Annotated in this window: 20 protein-coding genes; 8 read left to right on the top strand and 12 right to left on the bottom strand. The window is 40.2% G+C overall.

The window, feature by feature from the left end; all coding sequences use genetic code 11:
- Nucleotides 1-5: 5 nt before the first annotated feature.
- Nucleotides 6-647: a class I SAM-dependent methyltransferase gene (locus tag HT99x_RS02080; protein WP_075066952.1), complete on the top strand. Its 642-nt coding sequence runs from the start codon at nt 6-8 to the stop codon at nt 645-647.
- A gap of 7 nt (nt 648-654) precedes the next feature.
- On the opposite strand, the gene wip (HT99x_RS02075) is transcribed toward HT99x_RS02080, so the two are convergent.
- Entirely contained in the window at nt 655-2,052 is a 1,398-nt protein-coding gene (wip, locus tag HT99x_RS02075) for a Dot/Icm T4SS effector Wip (RefSeq protein ID WP_075066951.1), read from the bottom strand.
- 432 nt (nt 2,053-2,484) lie between these two features.
- Between wip (HT99x_RS02075) and HT99x_RS02070 the strand changes: the two genes are divergently transcribed.
- Complete coding sequence (locus tag HT99x_RS02070) at nt 2,485-2,628, top strand: O-methyltransferase (protein WP_158003405.1); 144 nt, start codon at nt 2,485-2,487, stop codon at nt 2,626-2,628.
- A 96-nt stretch (nt 2,629-2,724) separates the two neighbouring features.
- On the opposite strand, the gene wip (HT99x_RS02065) is transcribed toward HT99x_RS02070, so the two are convergent.
- The 4 genes from wip (HT99x_RS02065) to sodC all read right to left on the bottom strand — a co-directional run bounded on the left by wip (HT99x_RS02065) (nt 2,725) and on the right by sodC (nt 7,777).
- Nucleotides 2,725-4,170: a Dot/Icm T4SS effector Wip gene (wip, locus tag HT99x_RS02065; RefSeq protein ID WP_075066950.1), complete on the bottom strand. Its 1,446-nt coding sequence runs from the start codon at nt 4,168-4,170 to the stop codon at nt 2,725-2,727.
- Between the two features lie 173 nt (nt 4,171-4,343).
- Complete coding sequence (locus tag HT99x_RS02060; protein WP_075066949.1) at nt 4,344-5,228, bottom strand: ankyrin repeat domain-containing protein; 885 nt, start codon at nt 5,226-5,228, stop codon at nt 4,344-4,346.
- Between the two features lie 194 nt (nt 5,229-5,422).
- Complete coding sequence (gene wip / locus HT99x_RS02055; RefSeq protein WP_075066948.1) at nt 5,423-7,069, bottom strand: Dot/Icm T4SS effector Wip; 1,647 nt, start codon at nt 7,067-7,069, stop codon at nt 5,423-5,425.
- A 150-nt stretch (nt 7,070-7,219) separates the two neighbouring features.
- Nucleotides 7,220-7,777, bottom strand: a complete 558-nt coding sequence (sodC, locus tag HT99x_RS02050) for a superoxide dismutase family protein (RefSeq protein WP_075066986.1) — start codon at nt 7,775-7,777, stop codon at nt 7,220-7,222.
- Nucleotides 7,778-7,895: 118 nt separating this feature from the next.
- Here sodC and trhO point away from each other — a divergent pair, with 118 nt between their 5' ends.
- Entirely contained in the window at nt 7,896-8,708 is an 813-nt protein-coding gene (gene trhO / locus HT99x_RS02045; protein WP_310886092.1) for an oxygen-dependent tRNA uridine(34) hydroxylase TrhO, read from the top strand.
- 66 nt (nt 8,709-8,774) lie between these two features.
- Here trhO and HT99x_RS02040 read toward each other — a convergent pair whose 3' ends face one another.
- Nucleotides 8,775-10,778 (bottom strand): sodium-translocating pyrophosphatase, encoded by a 2,004-nt coding sequence (locus HT99x_RS02040; RefSeq protein WP_075066947.1) that lies wholly within the window; start codon nt 10,776-10,778, stop codon nt 8,775-8,777.
- Between the two features lie 167 nt (nt 10,779-10,945).
- Here HT99x_RS02040 and ppa point away from each other — a divergent pair, with 167 nt between their 5' ends.
- From ppa to HT99x_RS02025, 3 genes are all read left to right on the top strand, one after another.
- A complete protein-coding gene (ppa, locus tag HT99x_RS02035) occupies nt 10,946-11,491 on the top strand; it encodes an inorganic diphosphatase (protein WP_075066946.1) in 546 nt (181 codons plus the stop codon).
- Between the two features lie 117 nt (nt 11,492-11,608).
- Nucleotides 11,609-12,745: a hypothetical protein gene (locus tag HT99x_RS02030; RefSeq protein ID WP_075066945.1), complete on the top strand. Its 1,137-nt coding sequence runs from the start codon at nt 11,609-11,611 to the stop codon at nt 12,743-12,745.
- A gap of 172 nt (nt 12,746-12,917) precedes the next feature.
- The gene (locus HT99x_RS02025; protein WP_075066944.1) at nt 12,918-13,748 is read left to right on the top strand and encodes a hypothetical protein; all 831 of its coding nucleotides are present in this window, start codon (nt 12,918-12,920) and stop codon (nt 13,746-13,748) included.
- Nucleotides 13,749-13,773: 25 nt separating this feature from the next.
- Here the strand turns inward: HT99x_RS02025 and alr are convergent, their stop codons facing one another.
- The 5 genes from alr to rpsF form a co-directional block, all read right to left on the bottom strand.
- Nucleotides 13,774-14,859 carry an alanine racemase gene (gene alr, locus HT99x_RS02020; protein WP_075066943.1) on the bottom strand — a complete coding sequence of 362 codons (1,086 nt, stop codon included), beginning with the start codon at nt 14,857-14,859 and terminating at the stop codon, nt 13,774-13,776.
- The gene (gene dnaB / locus HT99x_RS02015) at nt 14,856-16,253 is read right to left on the bottom strand and encodes a replicative DNA helicase (protein ID WP_075066942.1); all 1,398 of its coding nucleotides are present in this window, start codon (nt 16,251-16,253) and stop codon (nt 14,856-14,858) included. The genes alr and dnaB overlap by 4 nt, the downstream gene beginning before the upstream one ends.
- Before the next feature lie 82 nt (nt 16,254-16,335).
- Entirely contained in the window at nt 16,336-16,791 is a 456-nt protein-coding gene (rplI, locus tag HT99x_RS02010; protein ID WP_075066941.1) for a 50S ribosomal protein L9, read from the bottom strand.
- 80 nt (nt 16,792-16,871) lie between these two features.
- Nucleotides 16,872-17,111 carry a 30S ribosomal protein S18 gene (gene rpsR / locus HT99x_RS02005; protein ID WP_075066940.1) on the bottom strand — a complete coding sequence of 80 codons (240 nt, stop codon included), beginning with the start codon at nt 17,109-17,111 and terminating at the stop codon, nt 16,872-16,874.
- Nucleotides 17,112-17,122: 11 nt separating this feature from the next.
- On the bottom strand, nt 17,123-17,509 hold the full coding sequence (rpsF, locus tag HT99x_RS02000) for a 30S ribosomal protein S6 (RefSeq protein ID WP_075066939.1): 387 nt from the start codon (nt 17,507-17,509) through the stop codon (nt 17,123-17,125).
- 274 nt (nt 17,510-17,783) lie between these two features.
- Here rpsF and HT99x_RS01995 point away from each other — a divergent pair, with 274 nt between their 5' ends.
- Complete coding sequence (locus HT99x_RS01995) at nt 17,784-18,422, top strand: LysE family transporter (protein WP_075066938.1); 639 nt, start codon at nt 17,784-17,786, stop codon at nt 18,420-18,422.
- Between the two features lie 13 nt (nt 18,423-18,435).
- The gene (locus HT99x_RS01990; protein ID WP_083482934.1) at nt 18,436-19,296 is read left to right on the top strand and encodes a GNAT family N-acetyltransferase; all 861 of its coding nucleotides are present in this window, start codon (nt 18,436-18,438) and stop codon (nt 19,294-19,296) included.
- Here the strand turns inward: HT99x_RS01990 and nudC are convergent.
- Nucleotides 19,293-20,111: an NAD(+) diphosphatase gene (gene nudC, locus HT99x_RS01985; RefSeq protein ID WP_075066936.1), complete on the bottom strand. Its 819-nt coding sequence runs from the start codon at nt 20,109-20,111 to the stop codon at nt 19,293-19,295. The two genes, HT99x_RS01990 and nudC, sit on opposite strands and share 4 nt — an antisense overlap.
- Nucleotides 20,112-20,151: the final 40 nt, after the last annotated feature.

Below are 20,151 nucleotides of genomic sequence, written 5' to 3'. Positions count from 1 at the left end.
TTTCCATGACACTTGACGAACTGATGAACGACGACTTACGTCAATATATTATTCAAGCAACCAGTCAAGAGCCGCCTCTTTTGGCCAATTTGCGTCATGAAACGCAAACCCAAACCCCCTTTGGTCGTATGTTAAGTGGCCCAGTTGAAGGGAAATTACTGCAGTTCCTCATTAAATTATCTAGAGCTAAAACTTGCTTAGAAGTCGGTACTTTTACTGGTTATGCCGCATTACAAATAGCGAGTGCCTTGCCTGTTGATGGCCGCCTGATTACTTGCGAATCAAGAGCCCATCATGCACAAATTGCACAAAAATATTTTGACTTAAGTCCCCATGGCCATAAAATCCAACTACTCATAGGTGATGCAACACGTACTTTACCGCGTTTAGATCAACAATTTGATTTTATTTTCATTGATGCGGATAAAATCAATTATCCTACCTATTACGATCTTTTATTACCTAAGCTATCCTCGGGTGGCTTGATGGTCATCGATAATGCTTTGTGGGGAGGTGAGGTGGTTAATCCTGTGGCAAAAGATAGCCTTGCGATTCACACCCTCAATCAAAAAGCACGACACGACTCAACTGTAGAATGTGTCATGCTTTCCGTGCGCGATGGTATATTGCTTATTCGCAAACTCTAAAACGAGATTACGTCAAGCGATTATCTTGCCCAGGCTTTGGTGGTTGCACCGTTGCGCTGTAATCAGAATCAACTATTCCCTGATCGGATTTCCAAAGCCAATTCGTTAAACTGGGAAACCAACCCGAATTCTTATTTTGAACCATTGGCAAATCTTCTTTAGGAGCTTCTACCGTCACCCATCCTTCCTCTAATTCTTCATCCAATGATGCTGGTGAGGACACAGGCTGAACCGACGCAATAGGTTTAGGCGCACGATAAAGAATGGTCCCTACAGGTGGCTCGGCAGGTATCGGAGCTGTGATTTCAGCTACGGGTGGCGTCAGAGGTGGCGTCAGAGGTGGCGTTAATTGTGTACGTAAAGTGATTTCATTTGAAAAAAGTGAATTATAAGTGCCAATATGACGCTCAGGTGCTTTACCTAATAGATTATCTAAATTAAAAATATTGTTGATGGTTTTATCTTTCATATCATGACCATGAACAAAATTGATATGCTCTGGTCTTTTCAAGCTATTTGCATCTCGATTCCATACCAAATGGGCAAAAGCAAACGCTTGCGGATCAATAGGCGCAACGCCATTGATTGCTCTAGAATCAACGCTATCAAGTTTTAATAATTCACTCACCGTGCTTTCCTTAACCTGCACGGCAAATCTTATATTTATTTCTTCAATGATCTGAGCAATCTCAATTGCTGAGCTATGCTCATCACAATGAACACCATTCATTCCTAACGCTTCGGCAATATAGTTGATATTTTCAAGGCCAATGACGCCATGGCTATAAATTGTGATCTTGTTTTTAGCCGCATTTAATGAATAATCTAATGCTCGTAACGTAGGTTTATAAGCTTTGATTAATTCTACGACTTCTTGTGTTTCAATCAAACCTTGATCGATTAACTTTTGTAAATTGCCCGCAGATCTTGCTTGAAGTCCTAATCGATTCTCATCAAATAATTTTCCTTTTTCATAACATTCAATAAATTCAGCATCATGATTAGAAATCATATTGACTACGGGAACACCATTGTCTCGTAATTTTTTTAAGATTTTTAAGGTGAAATAATCATTGGCACCACGATCGGCAACCACATCCCCTATTAATCTTAATAACGCTTGTGGTGCGCGTGTTCGAATTCTGATCTGCTTTAAAATTGCATTAAAATCTTGCACATCATAACGATCTAGCGTTTTTTTATGATAAATCGTTACAAATTTATCATAATCTCTTTTTGAGATATCAATAAACCCATGGCGAGTCAGCGTATATAATAATTTTAAGGCATTACCATGCAAATCACCCAGGGTGATCTGCTTACCCGCAACGGCCCAATGCTGTTCATCGGGCAATGGATATTGATTAATGTTAACGTTGTATTGAGTGATGTATTGATGATTCATAAGATTCCCCTCATATAATTTATTTTTTATGTTGGAAATATTACTTTCTTGTTGTTTTCAAATATACTAAAAAAGTGGCATAAAAGATGAGGTGTTAAAAAACAGCGATAAGTAAAAAGGTTCGATTGTTACTGAAACTTAGATGTTCTAAGCAGCAGTAGCAATAAAATAAGGGTGGAATTTTTATTTGAATGAGATATGCATTCTGGATCGTTTATTTAACAATTTTCTGCTATGTCAGTGGGTAATTGTTCTAAGACTTTAGCAAAGGATTGTTGTCCGTTTTACAAACTTTGTTTAAAAAAGTTGGTAAAGCGACAAAAAATTGTCCGGATGCCATCGTATCTGCAATCCTGATATTCAAAGTAATTTGCCGTTTCCGCACGTGTTGCACAATCATCAGATTCTTGTGCTAATTGACATAAAATCCAATTGCTCATAGGTGATGCAACGCACACTTTACCTCGCTTAGATGAACAATTTGATTTTATTTTTATTGATGCGGATAAAATCAATTATCCTACCTATTACGATCTTTTATTACCTAAGCTATCCTCAGGTGGCGGCAAAAGATAGCCTTGCGATTCACACTCTCAATCAAAAAGCACGACACGACTCAACTGTAGGATGTGTCATGCTTTCCGTGCGGGAGCTTATTCGCAAACTCTAAAACTAGCCTACGGCTAAACTAGGGCGTTCAGCATCTGATGTAGCTTCCAGGGTTTGAGCTGGATCAACGTGTTTACTCCCCCAAAGAAAGTTACTTAAACCAGGGAACCAACCCGAAGCATGATTAACCGGAAAATCATTAACCGCAGCATCCGTTGATGATGCCTCTTTAGGCATGATCACCCAATCATTAAATTCTCTCTCTAATTCATCATCAAATGATTGAGACTCTGATAAGGGTTTAACAGGCTCAATTGGCTTTGGTTCATATCTTTCTATCAGGCCAATTTTAGGTTCGCTCACCTCTTCCTCATTTGGTTCAATTCTACCTAACCGCAATGAACTAGTAGGTGGCGTTGTGGAAGGGACTATCATTTCTGATTCCGATTTGATTAATCGAGATTCCAATTTATTTTCATCTGTAAACAAAAGATTATAGGTACCAATATAACTGCGAGGTCCTTTGCCTAATGTATTATCTAAATTATAAATATTCTTAGCGGTTTTATCATGAATATCATGACCATGAACAAAATTGATATGCTCAGGCCTGTTTAAACCTTCTGCCTCTCGATTCCACACTAAGTGTGCAAAAGGATAGGCTTTGGCGTCCATGGTATGTCGGCCTTCACCTGCTCTGGCTTTTTTGATCTGTAATAAATCCGTAATCTTATCCTTTTGGACATATTTTTTAAATTTAGTATTGATTTTATCAATGACACCAGCAATTTCAGTAGCAGAGGTATGTTCATCACAGGTAACTTCATCTATTCCTAAGGCTTGTGCCATATAATTGATATTTTGTAAGCCAATAAGACCATGACTATAAATGGTAATTTTATCCCGCGCTTCATTTAAAGAATAATCCACAACTCGTAAAGAAGATTTGTATGCTTTCATTAATTCGTCGAGTTCAGCCGCTTCAATTAATCCAGCATTCATGAGTTTTTGAAAATTGTCTGCAGAGTTAGCTTGTCCTTCTCTTAATGGAGTTTTATCAAAATGTTTATCTTTTTCATAACATCGAATAAATTCTGCATCATGGTTTGAAATCATATTCACCACTGAAATGCCGTTATCATGTAATTTTTTTAATAATTTCAAGGTAAAATAATCATTGGCACCGCGATCAGCAAGCACATCTCCGATTAACCTTAATAGGGCTTGCGGTGCACGGGTACGAACTCTAATACGGTTTAAAAGTGCATTAAAAGCTTGTATATCGTCAAAATCGCTTTCATTTTTATAATAAAGATTTACAAAATCTTGATAATCTCTTTTAGAAATATCAACAAACCCATGGCGAGTCAGCGTATATAATAATTTTAAGGCATTACCATGCAAGTCACCCAAGGTGATCTGCTTACCGGCAACGGCCCAATGCTGTTTATCGAACAATGGATATTCTGTAATGTTGACACTGGATTGAGTGATGTATTCATGATTCATAAGATTCCCCCAAATAATTATGTCGGAAACCTTACTTGTTATTTGCTCGCAAATATACTGGGAAAACCGCATTAAAGATAAAACGTATGAAAATTGCGATAAATTAAAAAGGTTCGATTGCTACTGAAGCTTAGATGTTCTAAGCAGCAGTAGCCATCATAGAAATGGAACTTTTATTTGAATGAGATATCCATTCTGGATCGTTTATCTAACAACTTTTCTGCTATGTCAGTGGGTAATTGTTCTAATACTTTAGCAAGGGATTGATTATCCGTTTTGCAAACCTTGTTTAAACAAATTTGGTAAAGCGACAAAAGTTGACCGGATGCCATCGTATCTGCAATCGTATGATGTTCAAAGTAACTTGCTGTTTCCACAGGTGTGGCACCATCATCAGATTCTTGCGCTAATTGTTGACCAGAAAATAAAGCTGCAATGGCTTTTTTTTCTTCTTCATTATTGCAATCTGATTGCGCTAAATAATGTGCGAGTGTTCTGCCAACCCTATCAACAGCACTTATTAGCAGTGGTTCCTTTTCAAGCAGCAGCTGTACACAGGCAAGGCTACCTGCAAAACAAGCAAGATGAATCGGTAATCGTTGTTCTTGTTCAAACGAATCGGCTAATAAGTAATCCGCACCTTTCTCAAGCAACATTGCAATAATTTGATCGTTCCCACAGCTTGCGGCAATCGCTAATGCACTTTCCCCTTTAGCGGTAGTGATATTAAAATTAACCTCTTTTTGTTCGAGCAATATAGACAAAAGATCACAACGATTATACTTTGCAATTAAATGGATAACAGCCCATCCTGCTTTATCTTGTGCATTAATATTGCTTGGAGCTTGAATCAATTCACGAAAAATTTCTTCACTGCAGTTATATTTGACGGCGCCCATTAAAGCTGTTGTCTGCGATTGATTCATACATTTTTGTCGAACTTGTGGCTTTACAGTTAACACCTGACCGGCAACGGTTTCATCTCGCAATTGTAGTGCTTTCATTAGAACTATCAATGCTTGATAGTCTTCATCGATACCTGGACCTTGCTTTGCCATGAATTTCTCTCCTGTGCGACAAGCTGTGCTAAAGAACGGATAAAAGGAAGAGGCATGCTAGCATAGCAAAAAAAGCTAGTAAACTATCTATTTTGGAAAAAATACTGAATAAATACGTGTAATAGCAAAAATTGTCAAAAAAAAAGCCGTTGTTTGAACAACGGCTTTTAATTATTTGGCTAAAAGTTCTAGTCTTATTTGCACACTAAAGCCGTAGTGTACTGAACTGTCTTTGTTTCAACGGGCTGCGTTTTTTCTACTGACTTCGAACTCTGATAGTCAAATGTTAATGTTGATGATGGCACGATTCTGAGTGATTGTGACATATCCACTTTTTGCAAAGGAACACCATATTTATCAACAGCCACTTGATCTTCTTTTAGACCATAGGCATCAATGATGCTCTGGCTTTGTTGATAATGCTTGCTTGGCTTCTCCTCAGTCGATTTAATTTGTGTGGGCAAGCTCATGCGAGCACTTGTTGCCACCGGTTTAGCTTCTTCTTGCTTAGCAGGGCCCCACCACCAATTTGACAGACTCGACATCCAACCGGTCGACGTAGGCACAGAAGCAACCTCAGGCGTAGCATCGATCTTTTCCCATTCTTGCTCTAATTCTTCATCGAATGACTCTTCATTAGATGGCGACACAATTTTGACAATCGGCTTGGGTTGATAGTCTTCAATCACATTCAACATGGGTTGCTTGTCTTCTAATGTCGCGGTAGGAATGACAACCTCTGCTTCAGGTTGCACAATAGGGCCAGGGATAACCTCTTCAGCTTCTAATTGCGCGCGTAAGGTGGTCTCATTGGAACAAAGTATATTATAAATGCCGGTATGATAGCTTAACGCCTTACCTAATATGTTATCCAAATTAAAAATATTATTAATCGTTTTATCGTTCATATCATGACCATGAGCAAAATTCATATGTTCTGGTCTTTTCAGTCCATGTGCTTTTCTATTCCAAACTAAATGTGCAAAAGGAAAGGCTTTTGCATCAATGGGATATTTACCATTGATTGCATCGGTATCAACTTTATCAAGTTTTAGTAGAGCAGTTACCGTATTATTTTTGACATGATCTGCAAATCTTGCATTGATTTCTTCAATGATTATCGCCATCTCAATTGCCGGTGTATTTTCATCACAATGAACATCTTTCATCTCTAACGCTTCGGCAATGTAGTTGATATTTTCAAGGCCAATGACACCATGACTGTAAATGGTGATCTTATCTTTTGCTTCATTTAAAGAATAGTCCAATGCTCGTAAAGTAGGTTTATAAGCATCAATTAATTCTTTTAATTCAGCTTTGGAAATCAAATTAAGATCTAACAATCTCTGCAAATTAGCAGCAGAGTTTGCTTGTGGTCCTAATCTAGAAGTATCAAATCCTTTTCCTGTCTCATAAGGTTGAATAAATTCAGCATCATGATTAGATATCAAATTAACAACAGATACGCCCTTATCACGCAGCTTTTTCAGTAACTGCAACGTGAAATAATCATTGGTGCCGCGATCTGCTGTTACATCACCAATTAATCTTAATAATGCCTTTTTTGCTTCTGGTTTAACGTTAATACGTGTAAGGAGAATCTTGAATTTTTTAATATCTTCTGCATTAAGCAGGGTTTTTCGGTAAAGTTTTGCAAAAGTAGTGTAATCATCTTTGGTAATATCAATAAAACCATGGCGAGTCAGTGTATAGAGTAATTTTTGTGCATTACCATGCAAATCGCCCAAGGAAATCTGTGTGCCTGCAACAGCTAAATTGGCTTCATCTAACAATGGATATTGATCAATATTAACTTTTTCTTCAATGTATTGATGGCTCATAATAATTCCCGCTAATATAAAGTTTATGCACAGCTAGGAATTTTATTTATTTTTATAGCTTAAAAACAGGTAAAAGAGATGGAACGCATAAAGGGAAGATGAATAGCCTGTGCAAATGCATCGATCAACACAGGCTAAAAGAGGTTTTAATTATTTTGCAATCACACCGCAAGCAATGCGTGCACCACCACCACCCAATGCTTCAGGTTGATCAGAATAATTATCACCATGTTCATGAATAATAATCGAATGCCCTTCGATATTAGCAAGGGTTAAACGAGGTGCCGTAACAGTATGAGGCGTTTCGCCTTTTTTATCGACAACCAGTTTAGGCAAATCGCCTAAATGACCTTTGCCTTGTGGGCCTTCATGATGGGTTGTATGCTGCGGATCAAGGTGGCCACCTGCCGCTTGGGCTGCAACCCATTTCCCGTCCTTTTCGGCAGAATCACAACTCGGATTTTCATGAATATGAAAACCATGATCGCCCGCAGGTAATCCTTTTAAGTGAGGGCTTACCAGCAAACCGTTTTTAGACTCTTTAAAAGTAATAGTGCCGATTTTCTCACCGATCCCTTTGTTTTCAGCAGCAGCATGAACCCGATACACATCAACTGTTTTTTCAGCGGAAAAACAGACAGACACGCTACTTAAACTCACCATTAATACAACACTTTGCCAAACTCGGACATTGGAAGATTTTTTCATTTGCATTTCCCTGCTTTATTGAATCTAGGGACCACCCCTAATCGTTGAGTTTAACGGATTAAAATATCCTAAGCCATATGGTACATTGTGCCCTCAATTTCTTCGCATTTGAGAATACATGCCCATGCATTATATTAACCTTTCCGGCTATAAATTCACGAAGTTGAATGACTTGGAAAAATTTCAACACGAACTCTTAACCACTTGCCAACATCTTGGCTTGAAGGGAACTATTCTGCTAAGTTCCGAAGGCATTAATATATTTGTCTGTGTAAAGCCCGAAACACTTGCGCCCTTTTCTGCCTGTATTCATGCCATCGTTGGCCCGCTTACATTTAAAGAAAGCCCCTCAGTTGAAATCCCTTTTAAAAAAATGCTGGTCAAAATTAAACCTGAAATCATTACTTTTGGCGTAGAAGGGATTGATCCCGAAAATGCCCCCGCCCCCGGTATCAGCGCTCAAGAATTTAAAGCATGGCTTGATGCAGGCAAAGAGGTTGTTGTGTTTGATACTCGCAATGATTATGAAGTCCGTCTTGGCACTTTTAAAAATGCCATTCATTTAGATATTCAGCATTTTCGACAATTCCCCGAAGCGATTAAAAAATTACCTGAAGAATATAAAGATAAACCGGTTGTAACATTTTGTACTGGCGGCATTCGTTGTGAAAAAGCCGCGCCTTTTCTGTTACAACAAGGATTTAACAACGTTTACCAGCTTGAGGGCGGTATTTTAAAATATTTAGAAGAAAATGGGCATGCGCATTACGATGGTGAATGTTTTGTTTTTGATAAACGAATTGCTGTCGATGCAGCCCTTGAAGAAAGTGATACGATTCAATGTCATGGTTGTCGCCAACCGGTGACTTATGAAGAACAACAAAGTACTGAATTTGTAGAAGGAAAGTCTTGTCCGCGGTGTTTTGCTTAATTCAATTTCGTCATTGCGAGCGTATTTTTAAAATTGCTTCGCTTCGCTCGCAATGACAAGAATTGATTATAACAACGGCGCTATCACTAAGCTGACGATGGCCATTACGTTAATCAAAATATTCATCGAAGGCCCTGAAGTATCTTTAAAGGGATCGCCGACAGTATCACCAACCACAGTCGCTGCATGAACAGAAGAACCTTTGCCACCTAAATGGCCTTGTTCAACATATTTTTTAGCGTTATCCCAAGCACCGCCGGCATTTGCCATAAGCAAAGCAAGTAATACACAGCTTAAAAGTGCTCCGCCCAACATACCCCCTAAGGCTTGTGGAGAAATACCAAACCCCACAATGACGGGTGCGCTAATCGCAATGATCCCCGGCAAAATCATTTTCTTTAATGCCGCTTGGGTTGCGATATCAACACAGCGCGCTGTATCGGGTTCGGCTTTTCCTTCTAACAATCCCGTAATTTCACGAAATTGTCGGCGAATTTCTTCAACAATGGCAAAGGCGGCATCACCAACCGCTGTCATCGTTATCGCTGCTAACGCAAAAGGAATAATCCCACCAATGAAAATCCCCATCAGCACTTCTGGATTACTTAAATCTAAAGCAAAGTGAGGGTAATTCAGTGAAACTGTTTCAACATAAGCGGTAATAATCGCTAACGCGGCTAGCGCTGCAGCACCAATAGCAAAACCTTTACCGATGGCAGCGGTTGTATTACCTAGCTCATCTAACGAGTCGGTAATTTTACGTGTCTTTTCACCTAAGCCACTCATTTGAGCAATACCACCTGCATTATCAGCCACAGGCCCATAAGCATCGATTGCCATGGTAATGCCAACAGTAGAAAGCATACCCACTGCAGCAATACCAACCCCGTATAAACCAATCCAATGGGTTGAAAAATAGATGATGGCACAAATCGTGAGCACCGGTACAACAACCGATTCTAAGCCAACCGCAATGCCTGTAATCATCACCGTTGCTGGGCCTGTTTTGCCTGCATTGGCTATCCTGATGATGGGTTTTCCGCCAGTGTAATATTCCGTGACCAGACCAATCATAATGCCACCTAAGGCACCACAAAAGACTGCAGCCCAAACCGCAAAAGCAACGCCTACTTGCTGAATCAAACAAAACGCTGCCCCCATAAATAGCAACGTCGCGCTAATGGTGCCCATGCGTAACGCCACTTCAGGTTTTTGCCCTGACATCAAGCGCGTTATCAAAATACCTAAAACAGAACAAAGCAAGCCAACAGAAGCTAAACCCAGCGGTAAGAACATTAAAACACTTTGTTCTCCCATCAGCGCCAATTGGGTTGCATTTAAGGTTGAAGCAATTGCAATCGTTGCAATCATTGCACCACAATAAGATTCAAAAATATCAGAACCCATGCCGGCAACATCACCCACATTGTCGCCCACATTATCTGCAATCACACCCGGATTCCGAGGATCATCTTCTGGGATCCCAGCTTCAATTTTCCCAACTAAATCGGCACCAATATCCGCGCTCTTGGTGAAAATGCCGCCAGCCACTCGGGAAAAAAGCGCAACACTGGACGCTCCCATCCCAAAACCATTAATCGCCTGCAAAGTAAGAGGATCATTCGCAAAACAAAAGTACATGAGGCCTAAGCCCAACAAACCAAGCGAGGCGACCGTTAAGCCCATGACAGAGCCACCAAAAAAGGCGACCGTTAATGCTCTGGCAGCGCCATGTAAATGTGCCGCTTGTGTTGTTCGCACATTCGCATGCGTCGCCGTATACATTCCTATAAAACCTGCTGTTGCAGAGCAAAGTGCACCAACACCAAAAGCCAATGCCGTACGCCACCCTAAAAAAATGGCTAGCAGCAACGCAACGACGATTGCAAATCCTGCTAAGGTGATGTATTCACGCCTGACAAATACCATAGCGCCTAAATGAATTGCGCGACCAATTTCAGCCAATTTACCGCTACCTGCTTCATGAGCCACAATTAAACGATAAAGGTACAGCGCTGCCACTAATCCCATACAACCCAGCAAGGGTGGTATCCATTGCATTAATTCCATCTAACTCTCCAATTTGAGTGCATTAAATAACTGTATATTTATAACAGTGATGGACCAGTTTACTGATTTTTAAGTGATTAGGTAATATTTGGGAATGTGCTTAACCTAAAAAAGCGCTATAATTAACCCTATAAAATATCTCTTATTTCACTACAGGTAGTATTCAAATGGGTTTAGCACGCGTCAGTTCAGGAAGACATCTTCCTGACGATATCAATGTGATTATTGAAATTCCAGCTCACAGTGAACCAATCAAGTATGAAGTTGATAAAGAAACGGGATCGCTCTTTGTTGATCGCTTTTTATCAACCAGTATGTATTACCCTTGTGATTATGGTTATGTTCCACAAACACTTTCTGATGACGGCGATCCGGTGGATGTTTTGGTTATCACGCCAATCCCTGTCAATCATGGCTGCGTGATCCGTTGCCGCCCGGTTGGGATTTTATCGATGCGTGATGAGGCCGGAGATGATCTGAAAATACTCGCGGTGCCTATCAACAAGCTAACCCCTTTATATAATCATGTTCAGGAACCGGAAGATTTGCCGCCACTGCTCATTAACCGCATTACCCATTTTTTTGCGCATTATAAAGATCTTGAAGAAGGCAAATGGGTGACACTCAACGGATGGTTGGGCGCTGAGGAAGCTAAAAAAGAAATCTTAGCGGGCGTTAAACGCTACCATGACTCTCTGAGTGAGGCTAAATAAGCCTCGCTCGCTTATCTTTTAAACAGATGACCCTATCGCCCTAATCGTGACACCAATACACATTTATATTAAGTTAACTAAATATTAAAAAATTATGTGTAGTGTCACGAGGTTATCATGTATCAAGGTCCCACTTCCGAAGAACAACAAAAAACTATTTCTTTAGTTGAGCGTTTCTTAATCGCTTTTCGCAGGGGTGACTTCAGAATTGACTTATATGACAGTCTTGAGGAAAAAGCCGCCTATCTTAAATTCGTAGCAGCGAAGGGAAACCTTGGGCTTAGTATGGAGCAAGCTAAATTTATACTACAACACCCAGAACCCACTGTTGAAGCAATGATAAAATGGCAAACCACCTCAGAAAAACCCGTCACGACGAAAGCAATCAGTACGCCTACCTCTAAAGCAATGATGACATTGCAAACCCAAACAGCAGAACAAAAATTCATTTCAGCATTGAATGGTTTATTGACTCAGCTTCAAAGTGGTGAAATTAACATTGACTTGTATGACACTTTGGAGGAAAAAGCCGGTTATCTTAAAATAGTGGCAGCGAGGGCTGGCCTTGCACTGAATCAGAATCAAATTAAATTTATACTACAACAGCAAGAACCCACGGTTGATGCAATTATGAAATTGCAAACCAAACCCAACGATCCCAATGTACGTTTAGCGGTACAAATTTCATTAGCACTTGCAACAGCCCTGTGGAAACCAGGTGTCTCAGGCGCTGTTTTAGCGAACGTAGCAGCTAAAGATACTTTACATGGTCTATTCGATAGCTCTTTTGGGATTTACAAAAATGCGATAGAACTTGCTTTGCTGGTTGCCAATTTTGCATTAGGTGATTACAACATATCTAACTTAAGCACACAGGCAATGAATCAACTTTTTGAAACCTATGGTTCTTGGGTGTACCTTGCTATTCCTGCTGCGATGATTTTGTATGCCAAAGCGCCTGCAATCATCAAAGCACTCAATGACAGTGAATTTGTCGAAGCGGTGAGTGATTTTACCGATCTGATGTATGGGATGGCGGATGATGAAACTTATGAAAAATACGAAGGTTCTTTAGCAACCATGCCGATAGAAGAAGTAGCAAGCTCTATTGTGGGCGGAATCGGTTCAGCGCTTTGCTGGTTATGGAGTAAAACACCTTCCATTTACTACGTTAGCAGCACGCCAACAATAACACTTTCCGAGCCACCTCACGATGATGAGACGACAATCTCTCCTGTAGCAAAATTTGCATAATTAAAGGGGGCTCTAAGCCCCTTTTTTAATTATGCCTCTCACGAAATTCGAAGAAAAATGATCTAATTTAACTTATCCTTTCAAAGTCGCAAGTTATCTTATAAAGAATGAATATGATTAACTTTTGCAATAAGTTAATCATTAGTAAATTCATTCAACCTTTGGAGATAATATGCAGCAGGGTCCACTTTCTAACAGTAAAAAACTTTCTTTATTATTAAATAATGTTCAACAAGGTAAGATTGATTTGAGGGTATTTAAAGATCTTCAAGAGAAAATTTGTTTCATCAGAATTTTATCAGTAAAAGCAGGGATTCCTCTCGATAAAAAGCAAATTCAATATATGTTAGAACAACAAGGGGCAACGGTTGATGCCATCATGGCATTACAAGATGTGCCTTCTGCGATTGCTGCAAAACTTAGATTAACGATTGAAACGCTTTTAGTCATTGCCACTGTCTATTCTTCAAGATTTGGCGCAGGTCTCTTAGCCAATGCTGGTTGTAAAGCAATCTTACATTATTTATTCGATACTCAACTCGGTATTTTTAAAGATGTCGTCGAACTAGCATTAACCATTACTGAAATGGCTTTCTATTATAAACCATCACACTTAAGCACAACCATTATCAATCAATTTGAATCTGAATATGGCCCCCTTATTCATGCCGCTATTCCTATCGCCATGATATTGTACCTAAAACATACTGAAATATTAAAAACAATACATGATAGTAAATTGATGGAAACTGCTTGTGATTTTACCGATCTGATGTATGGGATGGCGGATGATGAAACTTATGAAAAATACGAAGGTTCTTTAGCAACCATGCCGATAGAAGAAGTAGCAAGCTCTATTGTGGGTGGAATCGGTTCAGCGCTTTGCTGGTTATGGAGTAAAACACCTTCCATTTACTACGTTAGCAGCACGCCAACAATAACACTTTCCGAACCACCTCACGATGATGAGACGACAATCTCTCCTGTAGCGAAATTTGCATAATTAAAGGGGGCTCTAAGCCCCTTTTTTAATTGGTCATCTCAACGGTTACGCGCTCCGTAAAACGACAAAATAATTCATAGGGAATGGTGCCTGCGTGACGTGCCACTTCTTCAATCGGCAAATCATCACCCCATAGCACAACGGGATCGCCCACTTTAACATCATTCAACGATGACACATCAACTGCCAACATATCCATGGAAATGCGGCCTACGGTGCCCACGCGCTGCTGATTCACTAAAACGGGAGTGCCATTTTTAGCATGCCAGGGGTAACCATCACCATATCCCATCGCAATAATCGCGATTTTACTGCAGTGGCCAAAACTTTCCCACATACCGCCATAACCCACTTGCTCACCCGCATTGACTTCGCGTATCGCAATCACGGTGGAATGTAATGACATCGCGGGCTTTAAATTTAAATCTCGCCCGGTACTATTGGGAAACGGCGATGCTCCGTAAAGCATCAATCCTGGACGGACCCAATCTGCATGAGATTGGGGCCAAGCTAAAATGCCCGCTGAATTAGCCAAGCAACGCAAACCCTCTTTCTCGCTTAACAAAGCATAAAATTGTTGGTATTGCCTCAGGGTGGATTCATTATCTTTTTCGTCGGCTTTGGCAAAATGGGTCATGCTACCAATGAATTCAACTTGGGGTAATCGCTTCAACATACTATAAGCATCTTGAAATTCAGCCGGTGAAAATCCTAAACGATTCATACCAGTGTTAACTTTTAACCACACTTTGAATTTTTGTAGTAGGGGCTTTTCATAGGCTTGTAGTGCTTGGATTTGAGAAAAATGATGAACCACTAAAATGAAACGATGGGTTTGCACCAGTGTTAACTCATCAGCGTTGAAAATACCTTCCATTAACACAATATCGGTTTTTACACCGGCTTGACGAATATGCAGTGCTTCTTCAATACTCGCTACACCTAAGGCATCAACCGTAGAAAGCGCTTTTGCAACTTGTACTAAACCATGGCCATAAGCATTGGCTTTAACCATCGCGAGAATTTTAGAATCTTTAGCAAGCGCACGCACAACTTCTACATTATGTAAAAGCGCTTGCTGTGACACTTTCGCTATGACTTGACGACTCATGCTTCTATTGCCGCCATCATATTGTCCGTTGTGAAGTTTTCAAAACGTGCATACTGCCCCATGAAAGTTAAGCGCACCGTCCCAATAGGACCATTACGCTGTTTACCAATAATAATTTCGGCGGTACCTTTGTCTGGACTATCTTCGTTATAGACTTCATCACGATAAATAAAAACAATCAAATCCGCATCTTGCTCAATCGCGCCTGATTCACGTAAATCAGACATAACGGGACGCTTATTGGGGCGTTGCTCTAAACTACGATTTAACTGTGATAAAGCAACCACGGGCACACGTAATTCTTTAGCTAGCTGTTTTAACGAACGCGAGATCTCAGAAATTTCTGCCGTTCGGTTATCAGTTGTACTGCTACCACGCATGAGCTGTAAATAGTCGACAACAATCAACCCGAGCCCATCACGCTCTCGGGCTACTCGTCTTGCGCGAGTGCGCATTTCCATCGGGGTTAATGCAGGGGTTTCATCAATGTAAAGCTTTGCATTACTTAATAACGATACCGCAGAGGTCAGGCGGGTCCAATCTTCTTCAACTAACCGACCTGTTCGCAATTTATTCTGATCAATACGCCCTATCGATGACAACATACGCATTGCTAGGCTTTCACCTGGCATTTCCATACTAAATACCAGCACCGCTTTTTGACTACGGATGGCAGCATGCTCAGCAATATTCATTCCTAATAAGGTTTTACCCATAGAAGGACGACCCGCCACAATGACTAAGTCACCTTCTTGCATACCGGTTGTTAATCGATCGAAATCAGCAAAACCTGTCGCGATACCCGTAACAGGGTTGTTATCATGAAATCGTTTTTCAATATTATCAATCGCTTTGGAAACAATACCTCGGATCCCCTCAGGACCTGAACCACGTGAGCCTTGTTCCGAAATATCAAAAACTTTCTTTTCTGCTTCATCGAGAATTTCTAAGCTCGCCCGACCTTGAGGATCAAACGCAGATTCAGTAATCAAGGTACCAACCGAGATCAGTTCTCTTAAAATGGCACGTTCATAAACGATTTCTGCATAAGCACCAATATTCGCAGCACTTGGCGTGTTTTTTGCAAGCTCGCCTAAATAAGCTAATCCACCGACCTCGTCATGCATTTCTAATTGCTGTAACACTTCGGAAACGGTAATGACGTCTAAAGGTTTATTTTCAGACATCAATTTAACCATGGCTCGAAAGATCAATTGATGATCACGACGATAAAAATGCTTTTCAACCAATTTGTCGGCAATTTGATCCCAAGCCTTATTATCAAGCATTAATCCGCCAAGGACCGCTTGTTCAGCATCAACAGAATGGGGAGGCACTTTTAATTTTGCGGTGAGATCTAGAGGAATGCGGGTAGCTTCAGTTTCTTTTAGCACTTTGACCTCGAAGGAAGGTAAAAGAGAGACTAGTTCATTGAGTCATTGCGAGGGTTCGTGCCTCGCAATGACATCAAAAGTTTTATTGGTTTTCTTCTTCAGGTACAACGGTAACTTTTGCAACAGCAAGGACTTCAGCATGTAGCTGTAAATCGATTGCGTATTCGCCTGTTTCACGCAGCGGACCGCTGCTCAGACGAATTTCTTGTCGCGCAATGTTTAAACCTTTGTCTTTAAAAGCTTTAACCAACTCAACAGTTCCGATAGAACCATAAAGTTTGCCTTCAGCAGCTCTTGCGGCAATCGTGATATGGGTATTATTCACTTCTGCTGCACGCTCTTGCGCTGCTTGCAAACGCGCTTTAGCCGCTTGCTCAAAGTCTGAACGTTGAGCTTCAAATTTAGCTAAATTTGCTTTGGTTGCAGGAACTGCTTTCCCTTGTGGGATTAAAAAGTTACGGCCGAAACCTTTAGCAACATCAACTTTGCTGCCAAATTTGCCTAGATTTCGGATATTTTCGAGTAATATCACTTCCATTTTAAACCTCTCTTTGTTGCTAACAACAATGCTGTTTTGCATTCATTATTGAATGCAAAATCCCAATTTTGGGGCTGCATTTAGTGTCTGTCGCAATAAGGAATTAATGCCAAAAAGCGTGCGTATTTAATCTCACGCGCCAACATATGTTGATAAATGTTTTTTACCCCGGTGATTCGGCTAGGAACAATTTTACCGGTTTCTGTAATATATTTTCGTAAAAAACGAAAATTTTTGAAATCGATAAATTCAACTGGGATTTTTTTCGATGTAAATGGGCAATATTTTTTCTTACTGCCACGTAAACGCCACGTTGCCATTCTTATTCTCCTTAGATCTCAAGCTCTTCTTCTTCAGCAATCACTCGCTCACCACCGCGTTCCATTCGATCTTTTTCTTCATCGGAACGTAGCATTGCAGATACATCAACAATGGCGGATTCACGCTCTAATATCAGGTGACGTAGGATTGAATCGTTATAACGGAAAGCATGCTTAAGAGATTCTAGCGCTTCATTGTCACATTCAACGTTCATCAAAACATAATGTGCTTTATGCATTTTTTTGATGGGGTAAGCCAATTGTCTTCGGCCCCAATCTTCTAAACGATGAATTTTACCTTCATTTTTTTCAACCATAGCGCGGTAACGCTCAACCATGGCACCAACCTGTTCGCTTTGATCAGGATGTACAAGAAAGACGATTTCGTAATGTCGCATTAAGATGCTCCTCACGGTTAAAAGCACTTGTTCAATCAAGTGCAAGGAGTTAATTATCAAACTTTATTATCTAGCACAGTCACTGCGCTTAGAGAACTGTGCAGTTTATAAGAGCTTTTTCTTGAAAACAAGCCGATCTCAAAAGTAAGTTATTGATCTGATATTACTTATCGTCAGATGTTTAGGTCTTTTAATCACTTGATGCATAGCATTATATCGCCAGTCATTTATAATGGCTTATCTGGTTGCACTTTAATGTTGTTGAGCAAACACGATGTTTCTTGAAAAAGTCCTATTAGGCGTCACCTTAGCAGCCCCCATCGGGCCTGTTTCTCTTGAAATGATTAAAAGAGGCCTGCGAAATGGCTTTTTAGGGGCCTTTATTGTTCGTTTAGGCGGCGCTATCGGTAATACCCTTTGTCTAATTGCAGCCTATTTTGGCTTGAGTTTATTCGATAATACCAGCCCTTCGCTGGCCTTTTGTAGCTTAGCTGGCTCTTTAGTCCTTATCTATCTTGGGGTTAAATCATTCTTAGATAAGCGCTCACATTTGCTTAGCCTAACGTTAGATATCCCCCGTTATAGCATTGGTAATGGCCTATTAACCGGGTTTATCTTATCTATCGCCAACCCAATTGGTATCATTTTTTGGCTGGGCATCTTTGCAGCTACACTGGATTCATCGATTGATGGTAAAACATGGCTTGGCCTGTTTGAAAACTTTGCCATTATTGCGGGTGTCTTAACCTGGGGTATTTGTTTAAGTGGCGTTTTAGAACTGGGTAAACGATTTTTTAACCAAAAGCTTATCCATAGCATTACAATGATTGCCGGATTAATGCTTATTTTCTTTGGCTTGAAATATGGATATAAGGCTGTTGGGCAATTACTGACTATTTTCCCACTCGCCTAAATAAAGGAATTGAATGATGCAAATCAATTATGCTAAGGATGGCATAACATTTGAACGCGCAATCAAATTAATTGATCACGTTTTTCCTGGCGCCAAGGACATGGTCGCCCAAGGAAAAGAATTAGGAGCCTATTGGCAAGACGCCTCCACCCCTTTTATCATTGAAAAAAATAATCAATTTATTGCTCATTTAGGCATTGTTCCCATTGATATAACCCTTGCCAACAAAGCGCAACATCTTGCTATTTTGCATGGTGTTTGCGTACACCCTAAATATCGCGGCCAAGGTTATTTTAAGCAACTCATGGAAGAAGCGCTGCCATATCTTCATAAAAATTTTGATGCTACACTTTTATTTACAGATAATCCTGAACTTTATATTCCATTTGGTTACAAGACCTACCCTCAGTATGATTTTCTTATTCCTATTCCTCAACCATCCTCATCCGAGGCATCATTAAAGCGACTTTATCTACAACAAGCAGAGGATTTAGCGTTATTTAATCGAATATATAAAAATCGTGTACCGTTAACTGCCGACGTTGATATTTCACATCGCATACTTTATTTGTTCAATAGCCTAGAAATGAAACTATTCTATGCGAAAACATTAGATGCCATCATTGTCTGTAAAGCGCATAAAAAACTCTATCTGCAAGATATTTTGAGTTCACAAACACTCTCATTTAGTGAGGTTTTATCGGTGCTCCCTCATGAATACACTGAAGTCATTTTACAGTTTCATCCGGGAAACTGGTTAGGGACACCTTATCAAACGCTTGCCGCTAAAACCAAAGGCGTGTTAATGGCTTGTGCACATTTTTCGCCAGCGGATAAGACGACATTTCGTTGGAATGAGATGGCTCGTTGTTAACGCGAACGCTTAATGAGACTTTCAATGAGTTTACGTGAAATACTCGCTTGAGAAGGTAAATTGGGTAAGTCGTTTATCGAGAACCAACGTGCATCTTCAAGCTCTGAAGTATCGATGACAAGGTCTCCTTCAGGCGCTTCGGAAGTAAATGCCATCATAAAGCTATCTGGAAAAGGCCATGTTTGACTTGCAAAATATTGCAAGCCTGTAATCGTTAACCCAAGTTCTTCGTTCACTTCTCGTTTAGCTGCTTCTTCTGCTGATTCTCCGATTTCAACAAAACCCGCAATCGCACTATAAACACCTGGCTGAAAATGGGGCGATCTCGCTAATAATAATTCATCACCACGATGCAACAAAACCATGACAGCAGGCGAAGCTTTTGGGAAAAGGGTTAGATCACATTGGTTGCAACGCTTTTCAAGCACATTAAAAGCGCCGATTAATGGTAAACCACATCGACCGCAAAACCGGGTATGACTATCCCAATTTAACCAATGATAGGCTCTTAGAATTTTAGCTTGGATTTCATTAACCGATTGATTTAAAAAGACTCTGACGGGACACAGTGTATAACCCATAGAATGCAAGACTGTCTCATCAAGAACACTACTTCCCTTAACTACCAGGATTTCTCTATCATGATGCGCCGTTTCAATCTTAAATTGCAATTTTTCAGCTGTTTGTAATAAAGGAAATAAAGCATTGGATGACTTTAATTCAGTGATAATGCCTTGTTCTGTAAAAAAAAAGGCTGGCTGCTCACCTTGTAGCAGCAATTCTTTAAGTTCATCTTGATTATCGATTAGTGACATATTTGATCACGCTCAGTTCAAAAGGAGTTCTTAAGTCCAT

It is taken from the genome of Candidatus Berkiella aquae, from assembly GCF_001431295.2.
Lineage (GTDB): Bacteria > Pseudomonadota > Gammaproteobacteria > Berkiellales > Berkiellaceae > Berkiella > Berkiella aquae.
The sequence above is the reverse complement of the archived record's forward strand: the minus strand, read 5'-3'. Positions and strand labels throughout refer to the sequence as shown.